The organism is Bacillus cereus group sp. N8, from assembly GCF_016483685.1.
Classification (GTDB): domain Bacteria; phylum Bacillota; class Bacilli; order Bacillales; family Bacillaceae_G; genus Bacillus_A; species Bacillus_A proteolyticus.
Genome location: NZ_JAEHBK010000008.1, coordinates 114,928 through 140,544 on the forward strand (window position 1 = coordinate 114,928; position 25,617 = coordinate 140,544).

Genomic DNA, 25,617 nt, shown 5'->3' on the forward strand with positions numbered 1-25,617 from the left:
GATAAACCATTCTTTTCTTCATATACATATAGAAAATGAGAAAGAAAGTGAGGGTTGCATATGGCCGGATGGGTGATTTGGTTCATAATAGCAGGTATTTTATTTATCGCAGAAATGTTGTCGATTACGTTTTACATGCTTTGGCTTGGGATTGGGGCTGTTGTCGGAGGTCTTATTGCTTTGTTTGCTCCTGATGCACTATTTTTACAAGTTGTTGCTGGTGCGATTGTCAGTTTAACATTGACCTTCTTTACGAAAAGAATTTCAAAAAACTTTCGAGAAGCAAAAGGTTTTATTGATACAGTAGATAAACTTGTTGGTAAAAAGGGAATTGTTATGCAAGCGATTACAAGTGAAGTGAACGGTATTGTGAAAGTGGATGGAGATACTTGGACAGCTATTTCGGATACTCCTATTGATGCTGGAGAAAAAGTCTTTGTTATAAAGAGGCATAGTACTATTTTACAAGTAAAAAAGGAGAGTGAATAAATATGGTAGTAGCAGTAACGTTAACGATTATTTTCGCATTGATTGTCGTTGTATTTGTTGCATTGACGATTAAAATTATCCCACAGCAAAAAGTTGGGGTTATTGAAAGGTTTGGTAAATTTCAACGCATTATGCACCCAGGATTAAATATTTTAATCCCGATTGTAGATCGCGTTCGTGTATATCATGATTTACGTATTCAACAAACGAATGTACCACCGCAAAAGGTAATAACGAAAGATAATGTACAAGTAGAAATTGATACAATTATTTTCTATCAAATTGTTGAACCAGAACTTGCGACATACGGTATTTCTAATTATGAATATGGTGTTCGCAATATTACTTCTGCAACTATGCGTCAAATTATTGGTAAAATGGAACTTGATGAAACATTATCAGGTCGTGAGAAAATTTCAACAGAAATCCGCTTAGCGCTTGATGAAGCAACAGAAAAATGGGGCGTTCGTATTGAACGTGTTGAAGTAGTAGATATTAATCCGCCAAAAGATGTGCAAGCATCGATGGAAAAACAAATGAAAGCAGAACGTAATAAACGTGCAATCATTTTAGAAGCGGAAGCTGCAAAACAAGATAAAGTTCTTCGTGCTGAAGGTGAAAAACAAAGTAAAATCTTGATGGCTGAAGGGGATAAAGAAGCACGTATTCGTGAAGCTGAAGGTATAAAAGAAGCAAAAGAATTAGAAGCGCAAGGGGAAGCAAGAGCGATTGATGAAATTGCAAAAGCAGAACAAAATCGAATTGAGTTACTTCGTGCAGCAGATTTAGATGAGCGCGTACTTGCTTATAAATCATTTGAATCATTGATTGAGGTTGCGAAAGGGCCAGCAAATAAAGTCTTTATTCCATCTAATGCAATTGAAACACTTGGTACACTTGGGGCAATCGGAGAAATCTTTAAAGAAAAACAAGCGAAGAAACTACCTTCAAATGATACAGGTAAAGAACAATAAGAATGAGAAAGAGAAATGGGATGCCATTTCTCTTTTTTTGTGCGTATATTACATAAAGCTTGTACATATTCATGTATAAAGAAGGTGATACAGTGAAAAAGTATGCAAATCGTATACATGGAAAGAAACTAATTTCATTACTCTTTTTATATGCACTAGTAGTAATTATTATTGCGTCGATTGTGACGTCACTTTTACATACAATGAAATCTTATTATGCGAATCAGTGGTTTGGAAAAGTATCGATGCAAGGTTTTGTTCAAATGATAGAAAGTGAGAATCATTACTATGGATATGATTATTTTAAAAAATATAAACGGGACTCAGTTGGAAGTTTACTATTCTCTATCGCGACGGATTTAAAAATTAAAGATTTAAGAACGTTTGTTGGTAAAGAAGTACCCGGTATGTCAAAATATTATTCTAACATTATCGTAGCTGGTGAAGGGACGAACTATACGAATATTCCTAATGAATCTAGTGTACCAATTGAAGAAGTAACGAAAGAACGAGAAGTAGCAAAAGACAAAGTTACAGAAGCGGAAAAGAAAAATCCAGTGCAAAAAAAGAACGGGACAAAAAAGGGAGAAAGCGCGGTATATATTTACCATACACATAGCTGGGAATCCTTCTTTCCGTTATTACCAGGGGCTACCGATCCATCGAGTCCAGATGTAAATGTGTCCTTATTAGGGAACCGTTTTAAGGAGCAACTTGAAGGACAAGGAATTCCAGTAATTCATGATAAAACGAATATGGGTGATTTACTAGCAAGTAAAAAATGGAAATGGTATCAGTCGTATACAGCATCTCATGAATATGTAAAAGAAGCATTAGCACAAAATAATAAAATTGCGTTTCCGATTGATATACATCGTGATGATCAGCGAAAGAAAGTAACAACAAAAGTCATTAACGGGAAATCGTATGCAAGATTATATTTTATTATTGGGATGGAAAACGAAGGGCGTGCTGAAAATGAAAAAATCGCAAGGGCGATCAATAGCTATTTAGATGAAAACTATTACGGATTAAGTAGAGGGATTTTTCCGAAGTATAAAAAAGATGGAAATGGGATTTATAACCAAGATTTATCTAAAAACGCAATATTAATTGAAGTTGGTGGTGTGGATAATACGTTAGATGAACTATATAATACCATTGATGTGTTAACGGAAGCGTTTAGTAAGTATTATTGGAACAATGCGGAGAAAGTGAATGGGTGAGGAACGGGAAACTGTTCCTTTTTTGTGTTACTTAAAAAATTATTAGGATTTCATAATGTGAAATAAGAGAGGGATTGTACCTATTAAAATTGATATAATAATCGAAAATTCAGTCATCTAATAGAGTTTCTAAACTTTTTAGTATATTATTATGGGAAATTGGAGGGGAAAGAATGGCAATTAGAACAGGGGAACAGTATATTGAAGGATTGCGAAAAAGAAATCCTGAAATTTGGATTGGTGGAAGAAAAGTAACGGATGTAGTAAATGAAGATGTTTTTCGCGAACCTATTTTACAAATTGCTAACTTATATGATATGCAGCACAATCCAGAATATCAAGATAAGATTACTCATATATGCGAAGAGACAGGCGAAAGGGTCTCAAATGCCTTTTTAGTGCCAAAAAATTATGAGGATTTAAAAGCACGTCGTGAATTATTTGAAGTATGGGCAAAAGCTACCTTCGGTTTAATGGGAAGAACACCAGATTTTTTAAATGTAACAGTGACTTCAATGGCAAGTAATTCTTGGTTTTTTGAGAAGTTCAATCCAGAATGGGGAACGAATATAAAGAATTATTATAAACATATACGGGATAATGATTTATTTTTAACACATGCGATTATTAATCCGCAAAATGATCGTAGTAAGGCTTCTCATCAACAAGAAGATGAAACGATGCATTTAGGTGTAGTAAGTGAAACAGCAGAAGGGATGTATGTTAGTGGTGCTAAAATGTTAGCGACACTTGCTCCAATTACAGACGAGGTAATTATATATTCCTATCCAAGTTTTAAGCCAGGTGATGAACGTCATGCAATCTCTTTTGCAGTACCAATTGATGCACCAGGACTAAGAATTCTTTGTCGTGAGCCAATGCAAGATGGAAAACGTTCTTTATTTGATCATCCTCTTGCATCAAGGTTTGAGGAAATGGATGCATTACTAGTATTTCATAATGTGTTTATCCCATGGGATAAAGTATTTATTTATCAAAATATAGAAGCTGGGAATCAATTGTATCCTAAAACGGGAATTGGTCATCAACCAGCGCATCAATCTGGAGTAAGAGGATTAGTAAAGCTTTCTTTCGCTGCTGAAGTAGCTATGAAATTAGCAGATTCGATAGGAGTAGATGGATTTTTGAATGTACAAAACCAGTTAGCAGAGCTTATGCAAGATGTAGAAACGATACGTGCGCTCTTACAAGTAGCTGAGTATGAATATGAAACGAATCCATATGGAGAAGTTATTCCTGCAAGGTTGCCACTTGATACGATACGCAGTTTATTACCTAAAATGTATCCACGTGCAATTGAGATTATTCAAACTATTGGTGCTGGTGGATTATTAATGTCACCGACAGGTGCAGATTTTATGAATCCAGAAATTCAAGACGATATGGAAAAATACTATATCGGGCGTGAAGGAGTATCTTCTGAGGAACGAGTTCGTTTATTTAAATTAGCATGGGATTTATGTGGAGAAGCTTTTGGACAACGGTTATTACAATATGAGCGTTATTATTCTGGAGATCCGGTGCGTAAAATGGGAATGTTTTATAATGCGTACAAAAAACAACAAACGTTTTCCCTAGTAAACAATGCTTTGCAATCAAGTTCATCTGAAGGTGCTTTAAGTTAAACAAAAATGTTTGCGCTTACATTTTTATTTGGAAAAGGAAGGAGCAACAGATGATAACAAGAATTTTACTGTTAGGATGTAAATCTTCTTATATTTTTAACAACATCTAAAACTAGAGAACTGTAACTGGAATAGGGGAGGTAAATGATTTGATCGCTTCTATCGGTAAAATTTGTAAAATTCTAAATTGTTTTACGAGTGATGAGCCTGTACTAGGTAATTCTGAAATAGCGGAAAAACTAAATATGAATGCAAGTACGGTTCATCACCTTGTTCGTACGTTGTGTGCAGAAGGAATGCTCATTCAAGATGAGCAAAGAAAATATAGATTAGGCTGGAAATTGTTAGAGTGGGGAAACCAGGTTATGTTTCAGCAAGAGATTTATAGCGGAGCAATTCCACTTGTAGAAGAGCTGGTTAGAAATTTTAATGGGACTGTGCATATTGGTATGTATGATCGTGGTGATGTCGTATTTATTTTGAAAGTGTCATCAAGGGAATCAGTTCAAATTTCAACACATGTTGGATCAAGAGAGCCTGCATATTGTACAAGTACAGGGAAAGTGTTGCTTTCGTTTCATTCATCTTCATTAGAATGTACGTCAGAAAAAGAACTTTTACGACGAGCCCCTAATACAATTACTTGCGTGAAACAATTTCAAGTGGAGTTACAGAAGATTCGTAAACAAGGATATTCAATTAGTGATAATGAAAATGAACATGGACTATATGGAATTGCTGCTCCAATTCGATCTTATACTGGCAGAACTATTGCGGCGCTTAATATTGTTGGTCCCATATCATATATGCAGGGAAGTAAACGTGAAATCATAATTCAAAGTGTGATGAATACAGCAAATTTGATTTCAAAGGAATTTGGTTATTTAGAAATCTAACTCTAGAAGAAGAGAGATGAGAATCATTTATATACATGAGCAGTGTATACCTGAATTAACGAAATCAATTGTTTCAATTGGTGCTTTTGATGGTGTACATAAAGGCCATCAAACTGTTATTAAAAATGCTGTTGAGAAGGCAAAGGAATTAAAGATAACAAATGTTGTGTATACATTTGATCCACCACCACGTTCTTATTTTCAAGGGGCGCAAATATTAACAGCCATTGAAGAGAAGGTGAAACGTCTTCAAAATCTCGGTGTTGAACATGTGATTGTAATTCGGTTTGATGAGTCATATATAACAAAAAGTGCGAGCTGTTTTGTTCAAGATTTAAAAAGGCTAAATCCTGTAGACATTTATATTGGTCAAGATTTTAGGTTCGGAAAAAATCGAGAAGGTAATATAGAGCTGCTAAGAGAACACTTCAATATTTCTATAGTGAAAGATGTTTGCTGTGAAGAAGGTGAGCGAATATCTTCAACAAGAATTAGAAATTATGTATGTCATGGAGAGTTGCAAAAGTCTAGCTCTTTACTCGGTTAGTCTTTTAAAACGATATAAATAGAAGGAATAAAGAGGAGGAAATAATATGTCTAAAACACTGCAATCTTTTAATTTACTAAAATGGATTGATGAGAATAAGGAGTTATTGAAGCCGCCAGTAAATAATAAAGTTATTTGGCAAGATTCGGAATTTATCGCCATGATATTAGGTGGTCCAAATAGAAGACGTGATTTCCACGTAGATCCTTCAGATGAATTTTTCTATCAAATTAAAGGTGAATGTTATGTGGAGTGTATTACAGAGGAAGGTAAGCGGGAAGTCGTCACAGTAAAAGAAGGGGATGTATTTATGCTGCCAGCAATGGTACCACATTCACCACATCGTGTTGCTAATACATTTGGGCTAGTAATTGAAAGAAAACGTAGCCAAGGGGAACTTGAGGATTTCGTTTGGTTCTGTGACGAGTGTAATCATGAAATGCATCGTGTACGTGTTCAATTAAATGATATCGAAAAACAAGTAAAAGAAGCAATTCATAGTTTTAATTCAAATAAGGAAATTCGAGCGTGTAAGAACTGCGGTCACATTATGCCAGAAGAAGTGGAGGAATGGAAGTGCGAATAGATTTTCATACACATATTATTCCTGAAACTTTTCCGGATTTTGAAGAGAAGTTTGGTGGCGGTCGTTGGCCGATATTAAATCGGACTTGTACATGTGGTGCAAGTATTATGGTTGGAGGTAAAAACTTTCGTGACGTTACAGACCAAGTCTGGTGCCCTAAGAAAAGAATTGAAGATATGGACCGTGAAGGTGTAGATATTCAAGTTTTATCGCCAATCCCTGTTACATTTTCGTATTGGGCAAAACCAGAGGAAGCCGAAAGTATGGCACGTATTCAAAATGATTTTATTGCAGAAACAGTTTCAGCACATCCAGATCGTTTTGTAGGGTTAGGAACAGTTCCGATGCAAGATGGAGAAACTGCAATTCGTGAAATGGAGCGTTGTATAACGGAATTAAATTTACATGGTATTGAAATTGGCACAAACGTAAATGGTAAAAATTTAGATGATCCATCGTTTATTGAATTCTTTCGAATGGCTGAAAAATGGCAAGTTCCGATTTTTATTCATCCATGGGAAACATTAGGGCGCGATAGAATGCCACATCATAATTTTATGTATACAGTTGGGATGCCAAGTGAAACAGCACTTGCGGCAGCTACACTAATATGTAGTGGGATAATGGAGAAATTTCCACGGTTAAAGGTTTGTTTTGCACATGGGGGAGGGTCTTTCCCATATATTTTGCCAAGATTAGATCAAGGATGGAAAGTATGGCCACATTTACGGTTGACTACATACCCTCCTAGTTATTATGCAAAGAAATTTTATTTTGATTCTTTAAATTATGATCCTATTAATTTGAAATATATGATTGAAAGATTTGGACATGAAAAGATTTTCATGGGTTCAGATTATCCATTTTTATTGCGAGAAGTTGATCCGGGAAAAGTGATTGATGAAACAGTCGGTTTATCGGAGGAACAAAAAGCAGCGATGCTTGGGGGGAATGCTGCGGGATTTTTAAATATTGATATAAAGAAACGAGGTGTAGCATATGCAGAGATTACAAACACCTGAGGGCAAATTAAGTGAGTTAGGAATCACACTACCAGCTATCCGCCCAGCAGTTGGAAATTATGTGAGTTGTGTAAAAGTAGGTAACTTATTGTTTACTGCTGGACAAGGGGTAGATGAGTATCATGGGAAATTAGGAAAGGATATTTCAATTGATGAAGGATATAAAGCAGCAAGACAATCAATGTTGAATTTATTGAGTGTTGTGAGAAACGAACTAGGAGATTTAAATAAGGTGAAACGAGTTGTAAAGCTGCTTGGTTTTGTAAATAGTACGGAAGATTTTATTAATCAGCCAAAAGTAATGAACGGGGCATCTGATGTATTAGTAGATATTTTTGGGGAAAAGGGAAAACACGCCCGATCTGCAGTCGGTATGGCTCAATTACCTAATAACACAACAATTGAAATTGAGATGGTTTTAGAAATTGAGGAGTAGGAGGTAAGGAAGGTGAACAAAGAATTATTAGCTGACAAAATGAAAGTAAAAGATGCGAAATTGTTTATTGATGGACAATATGTGGATTCCATATCTGGCGAAACATTTGATACGTTCAATCCAGCGACGAATAGAAAGCTTGCTTCCATTGCAAAGGCAAATGAAGAGGATACAAAAAGAGCAATTGATGTGGCAGAACGTACATTTAAAAGCGGCATTTGGAGTAAAATGCCTGTGGAAGAGCGGTCGAATATTTTATGTAAAATGTCAGATTTGATTATGGAAAGAGTGGATGAACTAGCGTATATAGAAACTCTTGATGTTGGGAAACCGATTAAAGAAAGTAAAGGATTCGATATACCACGTTCGGCGCATAATTTTCGCTTCTTTGCTGAAATGGCTAAATATATGGTGCATGAGCATTATGACAAACATAACTTTATGTCATATGCAAAGTATGCTCCCGCGGGAGTGACCAGTTTAATCATTCCTTGGAATTTGCCATTTATGCAAATGACGTGGAAAGCATCAGCTGCACTTGCTTCTGGTAATACTGTTGTTGTCAAACCAGCCTCCTATACTCCATTAAGTGCAGTTATGCTCGGTGAAATTGCAAATGATGCAGGACTACCTCCAGGTGTACTTAATATTATTACAGGTCCAGGGAATACTGTCGGGACAAAAATGACAACACATCCAGCTGTAAGAAGAATTTCATTTGTTGGAGAAAGTAATACAGGAAAAACAATTATGCGTAATGCATCAGAAAACTTAATACCTGTTTCGTTAGAATTAGGGGGTAAATCAGCAAATATCGTATTTGAAGATGCAGATTTAGATGAAGCGGTACAAGGATCGATTGAAGCTATTTATCGGAACCAAGGAGAAATTTGTTTAGCTGGTTCAAGATTACTTGTGCAAGAAAGTGTATATGAACAGTTTTTAGAGAAATTTGTAGCGGCTGTAAAAAGAATAAAAGTGGGAGATCCTCTTTCTGAAGATACAGATATGGGAGCGCTTGTATCAAAATCTCATTTAGAAACAGTTGATCGTTATGTAGAAATAGGAATTTCAGAAGGGGCAAAATTAGCCTATGGTGGAAAAAGAGTGGAGAGTCTAGTAGAAGGAAACTTTTATGAACCTACTATTCTATATGATGTCGATAATAGTATGCGTGTAGCGCAAGAAGAGATATTTGGCCCAGTTCTAGTTGTTATTCCATTTAAAACGGAAGAGGATGCAATTCGCATTGCGAATGATTCCATTTATGGACTAGCTGGAGTTGTTTGGACAAATAATCTTAGACGAGCGCAACGAGTGGTTTCACAAATCGATTCAGGCTTACTTTGGATTAATTGTTGGTATGTTCGAGATTTACGTACTCCATTTGGCGGTTCGAAGGCGAGTGGGATTGGTAGAGAAGGTGGACGTCATAGTTTCGAATTTTATACGGAAGCTAAGACGGTTACGATGAAATTATAAAGGTGATGTTTTAACTTAAAGTTCAAAGCTCCCATCTGACATTTATGGAAATAAAATAGTTAGGTGGGGGCTAGTTATCATGTCATTGATTGGGGATATATAAATTTAAAAAATGAGGTGAAAGCAATTGTTAATTAAAGAATTAGCTGATGAACTATTACAAGCTGAAAATTCACGAGTAGGGATACCTCCTTTTACTGAGAGATATGCTAATTTATCTGTTGAGGATGCTTATAATATTCAGCTTGAAGTAGTAGAAAGAAAGTTGGAGAATGGGCGTTGTGTAATTGGAAAGAAAGTTGGACTTACGAGTGTTGCGATGCAGCAGATACTTGGGGTAAATGAACCGGATTATGGACATTTACTAGATGATATGAAGATAGAAAATGGTAGTGAAATTTCAATAAGTTCCTTTGTATCTCCCAAAATAGAGGCAGAAATAGGGTTTGTTTTAGCAGAAGACTTAAATGGGCCTAATATTACATATGTTGACGTACTAATGGCGACGAAATATGTAGTGCCTACACTTGAAATTATTGATAGTCGAATTGCTGATTGGAAAATTCGGCTTGCTGATACAGTGGCGGATAATGGATCGTCGGCAAAAGTTGTAATTGGTGATACATTCTCTAGCATTGATAAAGTAGATTTACGTACAACCGGAATGACACTTTATAAAAATAATAGTTTAATTGCAACGGGTGCTGGTGCGGCTGCATTAGGGCATCCTGCGCAAGCTGTTGCTTGGCTAGCTAATAAACTTCATGAGTTTAATATTGGATTAAAAGCAGGGGAGTTAATTTTACCAGGTGCGTTATCTGGTGCAGTCTCAGTAAATAGTAAAGATAGTATTCAAGCTGATTTCGGTTCACTCGGATCGGTTTCTGTTACCTTCATATAGATTAGAGGATTGAAAAAGGAGGGATAGATGTGGAGAAAGTAAAGGTAGCTATTATTGGATCAGGTAATATTGGCACGGATTTAATGTACAAATTAAGAAAAAGTGAAGTCATAGAGCTGAATACCATGATCGGAATAGATTCGGAATCGGATGGTTTAAAGCGAGCAAAAGAAGCGGGATACGAGGTTTTTGATAATGGAATACAAGCAATTATTGATAATCCAAGTTTAGCTGATATTGTATTTGATGCAACTTCAGCTAAAGCACATAGTTATCATGCAAAAGTATTAGGAGAACTTGGAAAAATAGTAATTGACTTAACACCTGCTGCATGTGGACCGTTCGTTTGCCCTGCTATACAAAATAATAATTTTGTAGATAAGCAAAACGTTAATATGATTACGTGCGGGGGACAAGCAACGATTCCGATTGTTTATGCTATTAACGATTCCGATTGTTTATGCTATTAATGAGGTAGCAAATGTTACATATGCAGAGATAGTTGCTACAATTTCAAGTTTAAGTGCTGGTCCAGGTACACGGGCAAATATTGATGAGTTTACTATTACCACAAAGCGTGGAATTGAAGAAGTTGGTGGAGCAGACAGCGGGAAAGCACTTATTATATTAAATCCTGCAGACCCGCCTATTTTAATGAGAGATACAGTATATTGTGAAGTTGAAAATATGGATGAATTTTCTATCCAAGAAGCTATTTATAAGATGGTTGAAGTAGTGAAGCGATATGTTCCGGGTTATTCTTTAAAACAAGAGCCGATGTTTGATGGGAATCGAGTAACTGTATTTTTAGAGGTTGAAGGAGCTGGAGATTATTTTCCCCCTTATGCCGGTAATTTAGATATTATGACAGCGGCGGCATTAAAAGTAGGTGAAGAATTTGCCGTGCAAATCATTTCGGAGAAGAAAAGAGGTGTAATGAATGAGGCGAAATAGTGAAATGCCAGTGAAAATAACGGAAGTTTGTTTACGTGATGGAAGCCATGTAATGAAACATCAATTTACAGAAGAACAAGTTCGATCTGTAACTAGAGCATTAGATGAGGCCGGTATGCATTATATTGAAGTGAGTCATGGAGATGGTTTAGGAGGCTCCACATTACAATATGGAAAGTCATTAGTTAATGAAATGAAGTTGATTGAAGCAGCGGTAGATGAGTGTAAGCAAGCTAAAGTAGCTGTTTTGTTAATTCCTGGTATTGGAACGATCCATGAGTTAAAGCAAGCTGCAAATATTGGTGCGAAACTTGTTCGTGTAGCGACGCATGTAACAGAAGCAGATGTTTCAGCACAGCATATTCAATTTGCGCGTGAGTTAGGTATGGAAGCGTGTGGCTTTTTAATGATGGCACACGCTGCACCGGTTGAAAAGTTAGTAGAACAAGCAAAGCTTATGGAGGATTATGGTGCTGAGGCGATTTATGTAACAGATTCAGCGGGTGCTTTATTGCCTCACGAAGTACGTGAACGTATTCGAGCATTACGTCAATCTTTAAATGTCGAAATTGGTTTCCATGGTCATAATAATCTTTCTGTTGCAGTAGCGAATACAGTGGTGGCAATCGAAGAAGGTGCGACACGTATTGATGGAAGCGTGCGGTGCCTTGGCGCAGGAGCTGGAAATGCCCAAACAGAGGTATTACTCGCTGTTTTAGATCGTATGGGATATAAGCTAGATATAGATTTATATAAGATGATGGACTTAGCTGAGGATGTTGTTGCACCTTTATTGCCAGCACCGCAAGAAATTCAAAAAGGAAGTCTTGTAATGGGATATGCTGGTGTATATTCTAGCTTTTTATTACATGCTGAAAGAGCGGCAAAGCGTTTTGGTGTAGACGCCCGTGATATTTTAATAGAACTTGGGAAAAGAAAAGTAGTTGGTGGACAAGAGGATATGATTTTAGATGTCGCGGCAGAATTAGCAAAGATAAAAATGGGGGTGTAAAAGATGGCTTTAATAAAAGGGGCAGATATAGAAATTGTTGACTATTTACTTCAGGCTGAAAAAGATAGAAAAGAAGTAGTGAAAGTAACGGATAAGCATCCGGATTTAACAGTGGATGACGCATATAGATTGCAAAAATGTTTAATTGAACAAAAAATGAACGAAGGTTCAAAAAGAGTTGGGGTAAAACTTGGATTAACAAGTAAGGCAAAACAACAAATGATGGGTATTGATGAAGCGATATACGGATATTTGTTGGAAGATATGTTAGCGTTCGAATGGGAGCCATTACAATATGAAACATTGATTCATCCAAAAGTAGAACCAGAGATTGCCTTTCTAATGGGTGAGGATTTACAAGGAACGAATGTGACAGCTGAGGATGTATTAAAGGCAACAAAATATGTTGCGCCAGCTTTAGAGATTATTGATAGTAGGTATTTAAATTTCAAATTTACATTACCTGACGTAATAGCAGATAATTGTTCATCTTCAAAATTTTTATTAGGAAGTAGATGGATGGATGCTAAAGAAATAGACTTAGCTAGTGTAGGGATGGTTATGTCGAAGAATGGTAAGATTGCTACAACTGGAACGGGGGCAGCAGTGCTGGGACATCCAGCAGAGGCAATTGCTTGGGCGGTAAATAAACTTGGTTTACAAAATGAAGGATTTAAAAAAGGTGATATTGTATTAAGTGGAGCATTATCTGAAGCGATTGCATTTAAAGCAGGAGATTCCATAATTGCACAATTTGATGATTTAGGAAGTGTAGCGATGTTTTGTGAATAAATAGTAAAGCGAGAGATAAAAATGCCAATTATACAAATTCAAATAATAGAAGGTAGAAAGCAGGAGCAAATTCAAAATCTAATATTTGATGTTACAGAGGCAGTTGCGAAAAACTTAGATGTAGATGTTGGACGAGTGCGTGTTTTAGTGAATGAAATCCCGAGTTCACATTGGGGAGTAGGAGGAAGGTCTAAAGCTAGTTTAGATGAAAAATAGGTGTTAACAAAAGCAATTTTCATTCATTTTAGAATGGGGATTGCTTTTGTTATTTTGAAAATTTTTAATAATATGTTAAAATCTAATCTTGGTTTTAAGTTGATAAGGAGGAATAAGCATGCAAATACTACTAATACGCCACGGAGAATCAGAAGCCGACATTTTAAATGTACATGAAGGACGAGCTGACTTTGAATTAACAGAAAAGGGAAGACAGCAAGTACAAAGACTTGTACAGAAAGTGAAAGCGGATTTCCCGCCAGATTTCATTTGGGCAAGCACATTAAAACGTGCTCGAGAAACGGCTGAAACATTAGCGGAAGAAATCGGATGCCCAATTCAACTAGAAGAAGAATTAATGGAGTTTAATAATGGAGTACAAGCCGGTTTATCCTTTGAAGAAGCGAAAAAATATCCAGAGCCAAAATTTCTCCATGATCGTTTTGAAAACGGGGAATCATTTATCGAATTTAGAATGAGAATAGAAGGAATCTTTTCTAAAATCGTGACAGAGAATACATATGACCGAATTGCAATTGTTGCACACGGTGGTGTAATAAATAGTATTTTACGAGCGTTTTTCCAAATGCCAATTAGCATGGACTATTATTTTAAAATGGGAGATACGGGAATTAGTTTGATTGAACTTACGAATAAACAGAAAACTATTCATTGTATAAATGATACAAATCATTTAGATGGAATGTAAGAGGATATGTACAAAGTTGTATTTTTTGATGTTGACGGTACTCTTTTAAGCGAGATTGATAGAAGTATGCATGAAAGCACAAAAGAAGCGATACAAAGGTTAATAGATAAAGGAATTCACGTAGTTGTTACAACAGGGAGACCATATAGTTTATGCTCACAATTTAAAGAGCTGGGCATAAATACGTTTATTTCTGCAAATGGTGCACATATAAAATGTGCTGATGAAGTTGTACATAAATCGGTACTTTCAAGTGAAATTGTTCATGATATTTCAAGTTTTGCTGAATTACATGGTCATAGTGTTTCTTATTTTACAGAAGAATTTGTAATGAATGGTATTGCCTCAAAAGACGAACGTGTAATACGAGCATTAAATGAAACGTTAAATTTAGAGCATTATCCTGACAAAGTTAGAAACTTATCAGAAGAGATTTATTGTGTATGTCTGTATGCTGATGAAACAGAAGCTCAAAAATTCTTTGAAAGATATCCAGCACTTACGTTTGAACGTTTTCATGGTTACGTTATGAATGTGTTGGAAGATAATAAAGTATCGAAGCTCACTGCAATTCAAAAGGTATTGGAACATCTAAAAATTTGTAAGTCAGAAGCAATTGCATTCGGAGATGGTGGGAATGATATTGAGATGTTACAGTATGTAGGATTAGGAATTGCGATGGGGAATGGCGGAGAAGAGTTAAAAACAAGAGCAGATTTCGTTACAAAGAAATCAAGTGAAGGTGGCATTTCTTTTGCTTTAAAAGAGTTTGGGATTATTTAGAGATATTAGTTAGTCAGTATGAAAAATCCTGTTTTAAAAACAGGATTTTTTTGTCTAACAATATTCTTGCAATAAAAGGAAGAATATGAGTATAATAAAAAGTAGTTAGGTAAGCTAATTAAATGAAAGAAAGGAGAGTGAAAATGAATGGATTCAAAAAAAGATGCTCTTCCTTTAGGGATTGAGCCTTATGCAGAGTTAATAAAAAAGACAGCATCAGCGGATACGGATCCAATCGCAGCAAAACTTGGTTTGTTAATGTTATGGACGTCTGATAATGTTCTAGATGCTGTTGATGTAGATTTAGCTCCGCTTGGTATTTCAGAAAGTAAATTAGATTTTTTACTGTTGTTTATTTTGCGTGAAATGGAATCGAATGGGGGAGAAGTGAACATGAGTCCTTCGGATATTGCGAGCCGCTTAGGGATTACACGTGCTTCTGTCACTGGCTTATTAGATTGGATGGAGAAACGAGAGTTAATCGTAAGATTCAATCATTCTGAAGATCGAAGAAGATTAAAGGTGAAAATTACTCCGAAAGGAAAAGAACTAGTTACGCATTCTTTACCGACTTTTTGGTCATCTTGCGCTTCGTTAATTGATGACTTTAGTCAAGAAGAGCGTCAAGCTTTAGAGAAGCTATTAAATAAAATGCAAGTAACTATGCAAAAGAAATTAGGAGAAGGCAGATAAAGAAGTTGATTGTGCAAGTCAACTTTTTTATTTAAATATATAATTAGGTTACCTTATTATATGTTTAGCTAATTTAATGAGGGGTGGTGATATGTCTTTTAACGTAAACAAATTAAGTAAGTGTTGAAGGAATGTCGTTTTGAGTAGTTTACTTTAGATGTTTTAAACTGATGGGGAAAATCATTGTAAGGGGGAGATTTTAGGATGGAAATATCAAAAGAAGTAAATAGTGAAAGGAATTACACAATAATGACAGCGGTGTTATCTTGGGCAGGCATGGTAGTTATGTCCAGCCTATATGTGACGATTCCTTTAACCTCTCTATTTTCAGACCATTTTAAGGTATCATTAGCGCAATCTGCGGCTACAGGCAGTATATTTTCTGTAGGCTTTGCTATAGGTTGTTTGTTATTTGGGGCAATCTCTGATAAATATGGGCGAAAAAAAGTGATCTTTATTGGATTGCTTGCACTCTCGATTGTTTCTTTTTTCTTAGGGTTCGTGGATAGCTTATTCTGGCTTGTTATTCTTCGAGGATTACAGGGTATAGCAGCAGCTACATTTTCTCCAGTAGCGTTGGCTTACGTTGTAGAAATATTTCCAGTAGAGAAAAAGGTTACAACAATTGGGTTTGTCAGTACTGGTTTTTTAGTAGCTGGAATTGTAGGGCAAGTAATAAGTACGGCTGTTAGTCAGCATTTTGGATGGCATATGGTGTTCTTTCTTCTTAGTATTGTCTATATCATTACTGCTGTATGGGTTCATTATTCTCTTCCAAAAGGGGAAACGTCTCAATACTATACTGATATTTTTGGACCAATTAAACAGATGGGTAAAGTTTTTACACATAAAAGCTTAGTATTGAGCTATATGATTGCATTTGTTTTATTAATGGCTTTTGTTAATATGTATACTGTTTTAGGAAATTATTTGAGCTCTCCTACTTACAATTTAACTCCAGAACAAATTATTTATTTTCGCTTAGCAGGGCTATTTGGTATGTTGCTGTCACCACTTGCGGGTCGTTTAACAAAGAGGTTCGGAGTAAGGCGAGTTCTTCAGGGAGGATTGTTTGTGGCTATTTTTGGTCTAAGTTCAATGGGCTTTATTTCGAACCTGCCGCTACTTGTAATGATGAGCATCTGCTTTGTAATAGGTATTGCTATATCTGTTCCGTCTTTAGTTTCTCTTGTTGGCCAATTAGGAGGGGGAGCAAGGGGAATAGCAGTTTCTATTTATACTTTTATTTTATTTTTAGGAACTAGTATAGGACCTATTATTTCTATTTATCTTATGAAAATAGGAGACTACGCTCAGACGTTTGTTTTATTAGGATTGATACTCTTTATTGGTTTTGTTTCCACTCTTTTTATTCGAATAAAGGAATGCAAGGATCTTTAATATGTTCAACTAATAAAATATGAATTTGTCCGCGATGATGATAAAAGTGTGCAACGATTTCAAGCAACCATTCGAATCGAGAATAAGAAATTCCCCAATAAGCAGTCATAATTTCCGCTAACCCTTCATTGGAATAGGATAAGAAAGTTTTAGAAAGTAGTTCGTACCCTTTTATCATCATTTGTTGCATTTGAGTAATTGTTTTTGGTGTTTGTTCTATATAAAAGGTATGTAAATTTTTTTCCGTAATACCATTTAATATGAGTAAATCCGCATGGCAAATAAGTGAAAGATGTGTATACATTTCAAATAGGGAACGTTTAGCTTGAATCGGTCTTATGTTCAATTCGTTTTCAGTATAGTGGTTAAGCGTATGAATAGAACTATCAATAGCAACTTTAAGTTGGTGCAACGCAGATTGTACAAACATTGTAATTCTCCTCATCTCCGTATATAATAGTTTCTTAAGGGTATTATATCATACTAAAAATTCCGAAAATTCTAGTAGTTTGACTAGCATATTGAAAAGTATTATATTGTAAAAGGTCATATGAAACGTGAAATAGAATGGAATGTAATTATTGAGTTAGGAGTTAGACCAATGAGCTTGAAATATGGAAGAGATACAATTGTTGAAGTTGACTTAAATGCTGTAAAACATAATGTAAAAGAATTTAAAAAACGTGTGAATGATGAAAATATTGCAATGATGGCTGCTGTAAAAGCGAATGGGTATGGCCACGGAGCAGTTGAAGTTGCCAAATCTGCTATCGAAGCAGGAATAAACCAACTTGCAGTTGCATTTGTAGATGAAGCAATAGAATTAAGAGAAGCTGGAATCACTGTACCGATTTTAATTTTAGGCTATACATCAGTAGCAGCTGTGGAAGAGGCAATTCAATATGACGTTATGATGACTGTTTATAGAATTGAAGATTTACAAAGTATAAATGAAATTGCAAACCGTCTTCAAAAGAAAGCACAAATTCAAGTGAAAATTGATACAGGAATGAGTCGTATCGGTTTACAAGAAGAAGAAGTGAAACCATTTTTAGAAGAATTAAACCGTATGGAGTATGTGGAAGTGGTAGGAATGTTTACACATTACTCTACCGCTGATGAAACTGATAAAGCATATACGAATATGCAAACAAGTTTATTCGAAAAAGCTGTAAATACAGCAAAAGAATTGGGAATTCATTTTCCATATATTCATAGTTCAAACAGTGCAGGATCAATGGAACTTAGCAACACATTTCAAAATATGGTTCGTGTCGGTATTGGAATCTATGGAATGTATCCTTCGAAAGAAGTTGATCATACTGTTGTAGCGTTAAAACCAGCGTTGTCTTTAAAATCAAAAGTAGCTCATGTTAAACATGCGAAGAAAAATCGTGGTGTTAGTTATGGAAATACGTATGTAACAACGGGCGAAGAATGGATTGCAACTGTACCGATTGGTTATGCTGATGGATATAATCGCCAGTTATCTAATAAAGGGCATGCAATAATAAATGGAGTTCGAGTACCTGTTATTGGCCGTGTTTGTATGGATCAGCTTATGCTAGATGTTACGAAAGCAATGCCAGTACAAGTTGGAGATGAAGTTGTATTCTATGGCAAACAAGGCGAAGAAGAAATTGCGGTAGAAGAAATAGCAGATATGTTAGGGACAATTAACTATGAAGTTACATGTATGTTAGACAGAAGAATTCCACGTGTTTATAAAGAAAATAATGAAATGATTGCTGTTGTAAATATATTAAGAAAAACTGAATCGTTATGATTCAGTTTTTTTATTTTTGACAAATGAAAAATGTTCTATTTGTACCGTGTAGTTGTATATTGTTAAATCCTACAGATTGTAAAGAATTAATAATTTCGTCTTTAGAGTAACATGCTTCTTTAAAAGAAAAGTCACTTCTTTTCCAATTATCATTTATGTCATGCTTAAATAGTATAAAGTTCATTTCTGCTTTTTTTCTTTCAATGTCATAAGTAGAGTTTATCGTACAGACATATTTTTGTTCTGAAATGTGAAAGGACGCACTCCAATTTTCAAGAAAACCTTTCTCCATATTCATATCAAATGCAAATGTACCTCCATCATATAATGCTAAATAAACATGATGAAAAGTGTGTTTTAGCTCATCTAATTTCATTATATGATTTAAGCTATCACCGGCTGAAATGACATAGTGGAATTGCTCATCCACTTTGAATGAGCGTGCATCATCGACGATGAAGGATGCATCTGGCGCGTTTTGACGTGCGTGTTCAATCATTTGAGCAGAACCATCTATACCAGTTACTATAAAATTATTATCAATTAGTTTCCTAGTAAGGTGCCCAGTCCCGCAGTAAAGGTCTAATATACGGGAGTGGGAAGCGGCATCTTGTAAAACAAATTTATGATAGGCAGGATAGGAGTGTTCTGCAAAATGTCCCCAATGTTTATTATAAATGTCTGCAAAAACATCATAATCAGAATAAATTAGTTCTTTAGACATATGTATTCTCTTCAAGATTCATTAAATTATAATAGTCATGCTTCGTTTTAATTTCAAAACCACATTGTGTATATAGTTTTAAAGCATTGTTATTTTTCGTTTCGACGTCTAATTCAATTGTTGAAACTCCATCTGTAATAAGTGTATGTACCATATAACTAAGAATATCTTTACCATACCCTTTACCTTGATAAGAAGGATGAACTGCGAATCCTGATAGTGTAGTAGATTGCTCTTGCTCAGTAACGGTAATCGTTCCAATTGCTTTTTCATTAATAAGAGCAATGTGAACTTGATGAGAAGGTGACTTCATCATTTTTTGTAGCCATGTGGACGTATTTGCTGCTGAATCTCCAAAAGCTTCACTAGCGATTTCTATAAGATCAGGAAGTAATTCAGAAGATGCAACGGTAAGGTTAATATTATTTTTCATTGTTTTTTGTGCTTCGTTTGTTTTGAACTCCATACCATACTCACTATATAAATAAGGCAAGTTCATTTGTTTTGCAAATGATTTCCCTGAAATAGAGTCACCATTAATTATAAGAAGGGCTTCATCCGCTTCTCTTTCTTGTATTTCTTTCATTGCGGTTTGTAAAAGAGTAGTGCCTATATGTCGTTTCCTATAGTTCGGATGAACAAACCCTATTAACTCCAGTTTTTTCGGTCTTTCAAAGTCATACATACTCAATGCACCGATTAATTGAGTATCATAATAAAATAGAAAATCATTTATCACATCTTTATTACGAGCAGTTAAAAAGTTGACATGCAACTCTGACGAGTAATCAATTTTATCTTGTTGCCCGCAAATATGAGCTAAATCTTTCATTTGCTGAATTTCGTTTGTTGTTAAAGATTTCTTTTTTTCAATATTCATTTCATAATCCCTCGCAATCGTTATTAAAAATAGGATGGATGACGTAACCACTTTTCTAACTCCACATTACCCTGAACAGATAATAAGCGATATAAATATCGATAGGGTTGTCTACATTCTTTAAGACTAGGAATGGGCATAATGGTTTCATAACCTTTTTTAAAAGTATGAGCCTCTTTTTCTGTAAATACATATTCTAAGCCGATAAAATCAAACTCTCGTGGAGCAATTGCAAAAGCCTCTGTATCTACTAAGCCGGTAATAGTTGTACCATCTGATAAAAACTGAGTAGGATCCATATCAATTAAAACGAGTGTAGCTTCCTTCGGTGCTGGCAAGAAAGAGAGTTGTGACTCAAAAGTATGAAATGCGTTATGGATGCTAACATTATCGGAATAGAACCTATTTACAAGATCTTTACTGACTTTTAATATGTGAGACTTAAATTCTTCTAGTGGAATGTGGAAAGTACTTGATGGGTTTCCTATAAACTCTGCTTGAAACGAATGAATTTCTGCTAGTCCTTTTCCAAGGCCGAATAAAATAGAATCAGGTTGTCCGATAAATGATTGCAGCGTACTTCCGGTTAGTTTTTCGACGATTACATACTCTCGCCCATTTAAAACATGTTTTTGCAAAATAGTAGGGATGGGTAAGGTAGTATGCTTTTTCAATAATGCGTGTATTGTTTCTAAATGATGTACGTTCCTTGGATCAATTCCAAAAAGGTTTTTACATCCCCACCAAAAATCATTGTTGGGCTCTTCAGTCATTTTTGAGGAACGAACAATAACTTCTTCAGCTTCTGTTTTAACAAGAAACACGTCGCTTGCATGGTCTACATAGCCTGGATGCAAAGTTTGAACAGATAAAATAGGTGAAGTGAACAATTGTTGTAGCATGAAAGAGCTCCTTTTTCTGTAAATTCTCTAAATTGATTATATAACATAATGTTATTAAGAGGTAAAAATTAGGGGGATATTATTTTTGTATAAAGTGTATTAAATTTTGAGATTCTACATAAGAATCACCAAAAAGGTGAAAAATGTGTGTATATAAAGCAATTTCTTTGTATTTGCGAAAAAAATTAGTTATGATAATACTAAGAAAATATATAAGTTTTGGGGGTAATGAATGAAAAAATTATTTGAATACGTATTATTAACAATTGGCTCCATTATTGTAGCGGGTTCACTAGAGCTTATTTTAGCGCCTAATGGTTTAGTAGACGGTGGGGTAACCGCGATTGCTATTATGGCAAATAAAGTTGCTGGATTACCGCTTTACGGAGTGTTTTTAGGACTTAATATCCCGATTTTGCTATTTACTGCAAAAGTAATGGGGAAGAAGTTTTTCATCCGTACATCCTACGCAAATGTTGTTACAACACTCGGATTGATTTATTTAAAACCATTTCCAGCAATTACGACTTCTGAATTATTAATTGTACTTTATGGAGGGGTTCTATTTGGTGTTGGTGTTGGAATCGTTGTAAAAATGGGCGGGGCAATTGATGGATCAGAAATGTTAGCTGTTTGGATGAACAAGCATTTTAAAGTACCGATCAGTACATTTTTACTTGCTGTAAATGCGGTTATTTTTGTATTTGTTGCTATTTTATTTTCAATTGAGCAAGCGATGTTCTCATTAGCAATTTTCTATATTGTTACGAAAATGATAGATTTCATATTAGACGGTATTAATCAAGGGAAGAGCGTCATGATTATTTCGAATAAAAATAAAGAAATTGGCGAACTGCTTATGAAAGAATTACAACTGTCTGTTACGTATCTACATGGAGAAGGTGGTTTTTTAGGAGAGCACCAGAGAATTATTTATTGTATTACAAACCGTTTCATTTATCCGAAAATGAAAGATCTCGTTCTCTCTGTAGATCCAAGTGCTATAATTGAAGCTTCTTATTCAACAGAAACAACTGGTGTAAAGCGTCCAGGAAGGACAGCGAAATCAGGGCAAGTATCAGAAAAATAGTAACTAAAAAAACTCCACGTAAGTATAACTTACGTGGAGTTTTTTTAGTTAGGGAACCAGACTATTTTCAGTAATTTGACAACCGTTTCGATACTATCTTCGGGAATACTGCCGAACCCGAGTAATACATACGATGCCTTCCTTAAATTATGAACAGAATCGTATGTGGAGAGAGGGTACAACTTAATACGTTGTTTCGCAGCTGCATGAATAAGTTCTTGTTCGTTCATCCCGTTATGAACGTGAAGTACGATATGCAGCCCGGACTGTTGACCAAGTATTTGAACACGAGATTCCATTTCATTTTTGATAGATTTAACTAGTAATGTATGCTTTCTTTTATATAACGTACGACTACGGTTTAAATGACGCTCCCAATCACCATTGTGAATAAAGGTGGCAAAAGCAAGTTGCTGTATTGTGGAAACAGTTTGTTTAAATTTACCTTCAAGCTCTTTATAGGTTTTTAAAAGATGAGGTGGTAAAACGATATATCCCATTCGTAAAGAAGGTAAAAAGGATTTTGAAAAGGTTCCCATATAAATAACACGTTCATTTGAATCCAGTCCTTGTAAAGAAGGAATAGGTTTCCCTATATAGCGGAATTCCCCGTCGTAATCATCTTCAATAATATATCCCCCGCAATCATTCGCCCATTTTAATAGTTCGAGTCTTCTAGATAAAGGCATAATTATTCCAAGTGGAAATTGGTGAGATGGAGTGACATATGCTACATTAGCACCTGATTCACGTAAAGCTGAAATATGAATCCCTTTATCATCTAGAGGTATAGGGTGAACAGGAAGAACAGAACTTTGAATCATAGCAGTTATACGATGAAATCCAGGGTTTTCGATTCCGTATTCTTTTTTTGAACCAAGCAGTTGAAGTAGTAACCAAAGAAGAGGTTGCGTACCGGCTCCGATAATAATTTGATCAGGTGTAGAATGTACCCCGCGAGCATGATATAAATACTTTGAAATATGTTCTCGTAGAACGAATTCACCTTGTAGATCTTCTTTGGCAAATAATTCATTTTCATATTGGAATAAAGTTTCGTGTAATGCTCTTTTCCAGTTTGTAATTGGAAAAGCTTTTTGATCAATAAGCCCTTGGCTACAATCATAGTCATATTGTTCTTTTTTTATATCGTTAGCGCTGTTTGGCACAAATTTTTGTTTATTTTGAATGACATCAATATCAACTTCTGCAACAAAAATCCCACGTTTCGGTTTACTTTCTACATAACCCTCAGCTAGTAATTGTTGATAAGCAGATTCAACAGTAATACGGCTAACATTAAGTTGCATAGCTAAATTTCTGTGAGAAGGAAGGCGTGTACCGGCAGGCAGTGATCCCTGAGAGATTTCTCGTTTCATATATTCGTAAATTTGTAAGTAAATTGGTGTTTTACTTTCTAATTGCAATGGGATAGTAAGATCCATTTTATAAATTCTCCTTTAAAAACTGTCCATATAAAAAATAATCGAACTGTCACTTAAGTTAGGGGCAGTTACTTTTTATAATGATGATATAACATTTAGAAAACTTTTGAAATAGTAAGGAGAGAATCATAATGAATATTAGAGAAGTAGTAACAGAAGCTGATTTACATGATGTATTCCCTGTATTACAGCAATTACGAACGAAACTTTCAAGAGAAGAAGCAAGTTCTTTATTTCAAAAAATGAAAGACGAAAATTATAAACTACTCTCGTTACAGAATGAAGATGACGAAGTTGTTAGTCTAGCTGGTGTAGCAATTTGTATGAATTTCTATAATGAGAAACATGTTTTCGTATATGATCTTGTAACTGCAGAAGCTCACAGATCAAAAGGATATGGTAAGGTTCTGCTGTCATATGTAGAAAAATGGGGGGAAGAAAAAGGGTGCAGTTCTATCGTTCTGACATCAGCGTTTCCAAGGATTGATGCACATCGTTTTTATGAAAGAGAAGGCTATGATAAGGTAAGCTATTCTTTTTATAAAGAATTATAATATTAAGGGGGTTCTATGTGTGAGAACATATGGAACCCCTTTTAATTTAGAATTGAAGAATGAGGAGGGTTAATTACTTATTTTGTCGAAGAGTCTCTTTATAATTGAGACGATAATATTGAATTAGAAGAAGGTTAGGGGAGTTTATACTTGGAAAAAATTCAGAAACTATTAATCCCAAAAGGTGTAAGAGTTATCGTAATATCTGATATTCATGGCGAATTAAATCTTTTAAAGGAATTATTACATAAAGTTAATTTTAAAGATGATGATTATTTAATTATAAATGGAGACCTTTGTGAGAAGGGGAACGATAGCATTGGCGTCGTAAACTATGTGATGGATTTAGTAGTTAACAAGCCAAATGTTTATGTAACTGAAGGGAATTGTGAAGTTGTAGTTGAAGCGCTTGTAAATGAAAATCCTGCGTTAATTAATTATTTATGTACGCGAAAAAATACAATTTTTAACGAATGGCTAGGGAAATTGGGCGATACAGTTCATGAAGAAAGTGATATTCGTGAAGTGAAAAATATATTGATGAGCCATTTCTTAAAAGAAATAAAGTGGCTAACAGAATTGCCAACTGCTATTGAAACTGAGGATTATATCTTTGTACATGCTGGCCTTGAAGATAGAGAAGATTGGAAAGAAACAGAACGAAAAAATGCGATAGTAATGCCGGAATTTTATAATAAATCACATAAAGCAAATAAGTATGTAATAGTTGGGCATTGGCCTGTTGTGAACTATTCTGATGAAGCCCCGTCCAACAATCCAGTTATTGATAAGGAGAAAAAGATTATTGCGATTGATGGTGGTAATGCGATTAAAGAAGCAGGGCAATTAAATGCATTTATTATTCATCGAGATATTTTAAATGATACATTTTCCTATACATATGTAGATCATTTTTCACAGTATGAAGTATTGGCCGATTTTAATGCGAATTCGGTAATGCAGGGCGGGGTTACATATCCGCATTATTACATAGAGCCTGTGGAGAGAATGAAAGAATTTACCCTATGTAAACAACTCGGAACAAATGAACTACTTCATGTGAAAAACGAGTATATAAAGCAACTTGAATCAGGTGAGTATACAGTGAAAACGGATATTTCTTGTGCGCAATTAAGCGTTAGAAACGGGGATATTGTTTCTCTCATTGATGGTAGTTGTGTAGGGTATGATTTAATTAAAAAAGATGGTGTAGAAGGCTGGATAGAGAAAGGGATTCTTTTTGAAAAAAATGAAAAGGAGTTAAACATATATAGCTGAAAATAGGAGGGATTTATCCTCCTATTTTTTATTGCGGTAGGCGTTGAAATCGTATTTCTTCTAATTTGTTATATAGTTTATCTTCGGAAACGCCATTTTGCTTTAGTTTTATAAAAGTATGAATGAAATTCCTCGGCGTAATAGTATTATTAAATGATTGAAGGTTTATGTTTTGATTTTTCTGAAAAAATAT

Annotated in this window: 27 protein-coding genes and 1 pseudogene; 23 read left to right on the top strand and 5 right to left on the bottom strand. The window is 35.1% G+C overall.

Going from position 1 to position 25,617, the window contains the following annotated elements; all coding sequences use genetic code 11:
• Window positions 1–60 precede the first annotated feature (60 nt).
• From JDS80_RS14555 to JDS80_RS14645, 19 genes and pseudogenes are all read left to right on the top strand, one after another.
• A complete protein-coding gene (locus JDS80_RS14555) occupies window positions 61–489 on the top strand; it encodes an NfeD family protein (RefSeq protein WP_199638976.1) in 429 nt (142 codons plus the stop codon).
• 2 nt (window positions 490–491) lie between these two features.
• Entirely contained in the window at window positions 492–1,463 is a 972-nt protein-coding gene (locus JDS80_RS14560) for an SPFH domain-containing protein (protein ID WP_071745496.1), read from the top strand.
• A 71-nt stretch (window positions 1,464–1,534) separates the two neighbouring features.
• Window positions 1,535–2,689 (top strand): stage II sporulation protein P, encoded by a 1,155-nt coding sequence (gene spoIIP, locus JDS80_RS14565; RefSeq protein ID WP_142347571.1) that lies wholly within the window; start codon window positions 1,535–1,537, stop codon window positions 2,687–2,689.
• Window positions 2,690–2,862: 173 nt separating this feature from the next.
• Window positions 2,863–4,335 carry a 4-hydroxyphenylacetate 3-hydroxylase family protein gene (locus JDS80_RS14570; RefSeq protein WP_098890040.1) on the top strand — a complete coding sequence of 491 codons (1,473 nt, stop codon included), beginning with the start codon at window positions 2,863–2,865 and terminating at the stop codon, window positions 4,333–4,335.
• Between the two features lie 149 nt (window positions 4,336–4,484).
• The gene (locus JDS80_RS14575; RefSeq protein ID WP_097829707.1) at window positions 4,485–5,231 is read left to right on the top strand and encodes an IclR family transcriptional regulator; all 747 of its coding nucleotides are present in this window, start codon (window positions 4,485–4,487) and stop codon (window positions 5,229–5,231) included.
• Window positions 5,232–5,247: 16 nt separating this feature from the next.
• Window positions 5,248–5,778, top strand: coding sequence for an FAD synthetase family protein (locus JDS80_RS14580; RefSeq protein WP_098890041.1), 531 nt, complete (start codon window positions 5,248–5,250; stop codon window positions 5,776–5,778).
• 46 nt (window positions 5,779–5,824) lie between these two features.
• Entirely contained in the window at window positions 5,825–6,364 is a 540-nt protein-coding gene (gene nbaC, locus JDS80_RS14585) for a 3-hydroxyanthranilate 3,4-dioxygenase (RefSeq protein ID WP_088058417.1), read from the top strand.
• A complete protein-coding gene (locus tag JDS80_RS14590) occupies window positions 6,349–7,386 on the top strand; it encodes an amidohydrolase family protein (RefSeq protein ID WP_097829706.1) in 1,038 nt (345 codons plus the stop codon). The genes nbaC and JDS80_RS14590 overlap by 16 nt, the downstream gene beginning before the upstream one ends.
• Window positions 7,364–7,822, top strand: a complete 459-nt coding sequence (locus tag JDS80_RS14595) for a RidA family protein (protein WP_199638977.1) — start codon at window positions 7,364–7,366, stop codon at window positions 7,820–7,822. The genes JDS80_RS14590 and JDS80_RS14595 overlap by 23 nt, the downstream gene beginning before the upstream one ends.
• A 12-nt stretch (window positions 7,823–7,834) precedes the next feature.
• Window positions 7,835–9,304 carry an aldehyde dehydrogenase gene (locus tag JDS80_RS14600; protein WP_098890042.1) on the top strand — a complete coding sequence of 490 codons (1,470 nt, stop codon included), beginning with the start codon at window positions 7,835–7,837 and terminating at the stop codon, window positions 9,302–9,304.
• A gap of 127 nt (window positions 9,305–9,431) precedes the next feature.
• Window positions 9,432–10,205, top strand: coding sequence for a 2-keto-4-pentenoate hydratase (locus tag JDS80_RS14605; protein ID WP_199638978.1), 774 nt, complete (start codon window positions 9,432–9,434; stop codon window positions 10,203–10,205).
• 29 nt (window positions 10,206–10,234) lie between these two features.
• Window positions 10,235–11,159: pseudogene (locus JDS80_RS14610) on the top strand (acetaldehyde dehydrogenase (acetylating)).
• Window positions 11,146–12,171 carry a 4-hydroxy-2-oxovalerate aldolase gene (dmpG, locus tag JDS80_RS14615; protein ID WP_199638979.1) on the top strand — a complete coding sequence of 342 codons (1,026 nt, stop codon included), beginning with the start codon at window positions 11,146–11,148 and terminating at the stop codon, window positions 12,169–12,171. The pseudogene JDS80_RS14610 and the gene dmpG overlap by 14 nt, the downstream one beginning before the upstream one ends.
• Before the next feature lie 3 nt (window positions 12,172–12,174).
• A complete protein-coding gene (locus JDS80_RS14620; RefSeq protein WP_098890046.1) occupies window positions 12,175–12,963 on the top strand; it encodes a 2-keto-4-pentenoate hydratase in 789 nt (262 codons plus the stop codon).
• A 15-nt stretch (window positions 12,964–12,978) separates the two neighbouring features.
• Complete coding sequence (locus JDS80_RS14625) at window positions 12,979–13,179, top strand: 4-oxalocrotonate tautomerase (RefSeq protein ID WP_256869815.1); 201 nt, start codon at window positions 12,979–12,981, stop codon at window positions 13,177–13,179.
• Window positions 13,180–13,297: 118 nt separating this feature from the next.
• A complete protein-coding gene (locus JDS80_RS14630; protein ID WP_098890047.1) occupies window positions 13,298–13,888 on the top strand; it encodes a histidine phosphatase family protein in 591 nt (196 codons plus the stop codon).
• 6 nt (window positions 13,889–13,894) lie between these two features.
• Window positions 13,895–14,671, top strand: coding sequence for a Cof-type HAD-IIB family hydrolase (locus tag JDS80_RS14635; RefSeq protein ID WP_098890048.1), 777 nt, complete (start codon window positions 13,895–13,897; stop codon window positions 14,669–14,671).
• Between the two features lie 147 nt (window positions 14,672–14,818).
• Window positions 14,819–15,364 (top strand): MarR family winged helix-turn-helix transcriptional regulator, encoded by a 546-nt coding sequence (locus JDS80_RS14640; RefSeq protein WP_098890049.1) that lies wholly within the window; start codon window positions 14,819–14,821, stop codon window positions 15,362–15,364.
• 204 nt (window positions 15,365–15,568) lie between these two features.
• Window positions 15,569–16,765, top strand: coding sequence for an MFS transporter (locus JDS80_RS14645; RefSeq protein ID WP_199638980.1), 1,197 nt, complete (start codon window positions 15,569–15,571; stop codon window positions 16,763–16,765).
• Here JDS80_RS14645 and JDS80_RS14650 read toward each other — a convergent pair.
• Window positions 16,734–17,195, bottom strand: coding sequence for a DinB family protein (locus JDS80_RS14650; RefSeq protein ID WP_199638982.1), 462 nt, complete (start codon window positions 17,193–17,195; stop codon window positions 16,734–16,736). The genes JDS80_RS14645 and JDS80_RS14650 overlap by 32 nt on opposite strands.
• 171 nt (window positions 17,196–17,366) lie before the next feature.
• On the opposite strand from JDS80_RS14650, the gene alr reads away from it, so the two are divergent.
• A complete protein-coding gene (alr, locus tag JDS80_RS14655; protein ID WP_098890051.1) occupies window positions 17,367–18,551 on the top strand; it encodes an alanine racemase in 1,185 nt (394 codons plus the stop codon).
• A 10-nt stretch (window positions 18,552–18,561) separates the two neighbouring features.
• Here the strand turns inward: alr and JDS80_RS14660 are convergent, their stop codons facing one another.
• From JDS80_RS14660 to JDS80_RS14670, 3 genes are read right to left on the bottom strand one after another with little or no spacing between them, the layout of a single operon-like run.
• Window positions 18,562–19,275 (bottom strand): class I SAM-dependent methyltransferase, encoded by a 714-nt coding sequence (locus tag JDS80_RS14660; RefSeq protein WP_199638984.1) that lies wholly within the window; start codon window positions 19,273–19,275, stop codon window positions 18,562–18,564.
• The gene (locus JDS80_RS14665) at window positions 19,268–20,155 is read right to left on the bottom strand and encodes a GNAT family N-acetyltransferase (protein WP_199638986.1); all 888 of its coding nucleotides are present in this window, start codon (window positions 20,153–20,155) and stop codon (window positions 19,268–19,270) included. Before JDS80_RS14665 ends, JDS80_RS14660 begins: the two co-directional genes overlap by 8 nt.
• Before the next feature lie 23 nt (window positions 20,156–20,178).
• On the bottom strand, window positions 20,179–21,057 hold the full coding sequence (locus JDS80_RS14670) for an aminoglycoside phosphotransferase family protein (protein WP_098890052.1): 879 nt from the start codon (window positions 21,055–21,057) through the stop codon (window positions 20,179–20,181).
• Window positions 21,058–21,289: 232 nt separating this feature from the next.
• Between JDS80_RS14670 and JDS80_RS14675 the strand changes: the two genes are divergently transcribed.
• The gene (locus tag JDS80_RS14675) at window positions 21,290–22,147 is read left to right on the top strand and encodes a YitT family protein (RefSeq protein ID WP_070139185.1); all 858 of its coding nucleotides are present in this window, start codon (window positions 21,290–21,292) and stop codon (window positions 22,145–22,147) included.
• Window positions 22,148–22,191: 44 nt separating this feature from the next.
• Here JDS80_RS14675 and pdxR read toward each other — a convergent pair whose 3' ends face one another.
• The gene (gene pdxR, locus JDS80_RS14680) at window positions 22,192–23,592 is read right to left on the bottom strand and encodes a MocR-like pyridoxine biosynthesis transcription factor PdxR (RefSeq protein WP_199638988.1); all 1,401 of its coding nucleotides are present in this window, start codon (window positions 23,590–23,592) and stop codon (window positions 22,192–22,194) included.
• Window positions 23,593–23,723: 131 nt separating this feature from the next.
• Between pdxR and JDS80_RS14685 the strand changes: the two genes are divergently transcribed.
• Window positions 23,724–24,146: a GNAT family N-acetyltransferase gene (locus JDS80_RS14685; RefSeq protein WP_098890054.1), complete on the top strand. Its 423-nt coding sequence runs from the start codon at window positions 23,724–23,726 to the stop codon at window positions 24,144–24,146.
• A gap of 150 nt (window positions 24,147–24,296) precedes the next feature.
• Window positions 24,297–25,424: a metallophosphoesterase gene (locus JDS80_RS14690; RefSeq protein WP_098890055.1), complete on the top strand. Its 1,128-nt coding sequence runs from the start codon at window positions 24,297–24,299 to the stop codon at window positions 25,422–25,424.
• Window positions 25,425–25,617: the final 193 nt, after the last annotated feature.

Bases quoted from the DNA above. Each gene is read 5' to 3' on its own strand.
- JDS80_RS14555 (WP_199638976.1), top strand. From the start codon at position 61: ATGGCCGGATGGGTGATTTGGTTCATAATAGCAGGTATTTTATTTATC.
- JDS80_RS14560 (WP_071745496.1), top strand. From the start codon at position 492: ATGGTAGTAGCAGTAACGTTAACGATTATTTTCGCATTGATTGTCGTT.
- spoIIP (WP_142347571.1), top strand. From the start codon at position 1,535: ATGTATAAAGAAGGTGATACAGTGAAAAAGTATGCAAATCGTATACAT.
- JDS80_RS14570 (WP_098890040.1), top strand. From the start codon at position 2,863: ATGGCAATTAGAACAGGGGAACAGTATATTGAAGGATTGCGAAAAAGA.
- JDS80_RS14580 (WP_098890041.1), top strand. From the start codon at position 5,248: ATGAGAATCATTTATATACATGAGCAGTGTATACCTGAATTAACGAAA.
- nbaC (WP_088058417.1), top strand. From the start codon at position 5,825: ATGTCTAAAACACTGCAATCTTTTAATTTACTAAAATGGATTGATGAG.
- JDS80_RS14590 (WP_097829706.1), top strand. From the start codon at position 6,349: ATGGAAGTGCGAATAGATTTTCATACACATATTATTCCTGAAACTTTT.
- JDS80_RS14595 (WP_199638977.1), top strand. From the start codon at position 7,364: ATGCAGAGATTACAAACACCTGAGGGCAAATTAAGTGAGTTAGGAATC.
- dmpG (WP_199638979.1), top strand. From the start codon at position 11,146: ATGAGGCGAAATAGTGAAATGCCAGTGAAAATAACGGAAGTTTGTTTA.
- JDS80_RS14620 (WP_098890046.1), top strand. From the start codon at position 12,175: ATGGCTTTAATAAAAGGGGCAGATATAGAAATTGTTGACTATTTACTT.
- JDS80_RS14630 (WP_098890047.1), top strand. From the start codon at position 13,298: ATGCAAATACTACTAATACGCCACGGAGAATCAGAAGCCGACATTTTA.
- JDS80_RS14635 (WP_098890048.1), top strand. From the start codon at position 13,895: ATGTACAAAGTTGTATTTTTTGATGTTGACGGTACTCTTTTAAGCGAG.
- JDS80_RS14640 (WP_098890049.1), top strand. From the start codon at position 14,819: ATGGATTCAAAAAAAGATGCTCTTCCTTTAGGGATTGAGCCTTATGCA.
- JDS80_RS14645 (WP_199638980.1), top strand. From the start codon at position 15,569: ATGGAAATATCAAAAGAAGTAAATAGTGAAAGGAATTACACAATAATG.
- JDS80_RS14650 (WP_199638982.1), bottom strand. From the start codon at position 17,195: ATGTTTGTACAATCTGCGTTGCACCAACTTAAAGTTGCTATTGATAGT.
- alr (WP_098890051.1), top strand. From the start codon at position 17,367: ATGAGCTTGAAATATGGAAGAGATACAATTGTTGAAGTTGACTTAAAT.
- JDS80_RS14660 (WP_199638984.1), bottom strand. From the start codon at position 19,275: ATGTCTAAAGAACTAATTTATTCTGATTATGATGTTTTTGCAGACATT.
- JDS80_RS14665 (WP_199638986.1), bottom strand. From the start codon at position 20,155: ATGAATATTGAAAAAAAGAAATCTTTAACAACAAACGAAATTCAGCAA.
- JDS80_RS14670 (WP_098890052.1), bottom strand. From the start codon at position 21,057: ATGCTACAACAATTGTTCACTTCACCTATTTTATCTGTTCAAACTTTG.
- JDS80_RS14675 (WP_070139185.1), top strand. From the start codon at position 21,290: ATGAAAAAATTATTTGAATACGTATTATTAACAATTGGCTCCATTATT.
- pdxR (WP_199638988.1), bottom strand. From the start codon at position 23,592: ATGGATCTTACTATCCCATTGCAATTAGAAAGTAAAACACCAATTTAC.
- JDS80_RS14685 (WP_098890054.1), top strand. From the start codon at position 23,724: ATGAATATTAGAGAAGTAGTAACAGAAGCTGATTTACATGATGTATTC.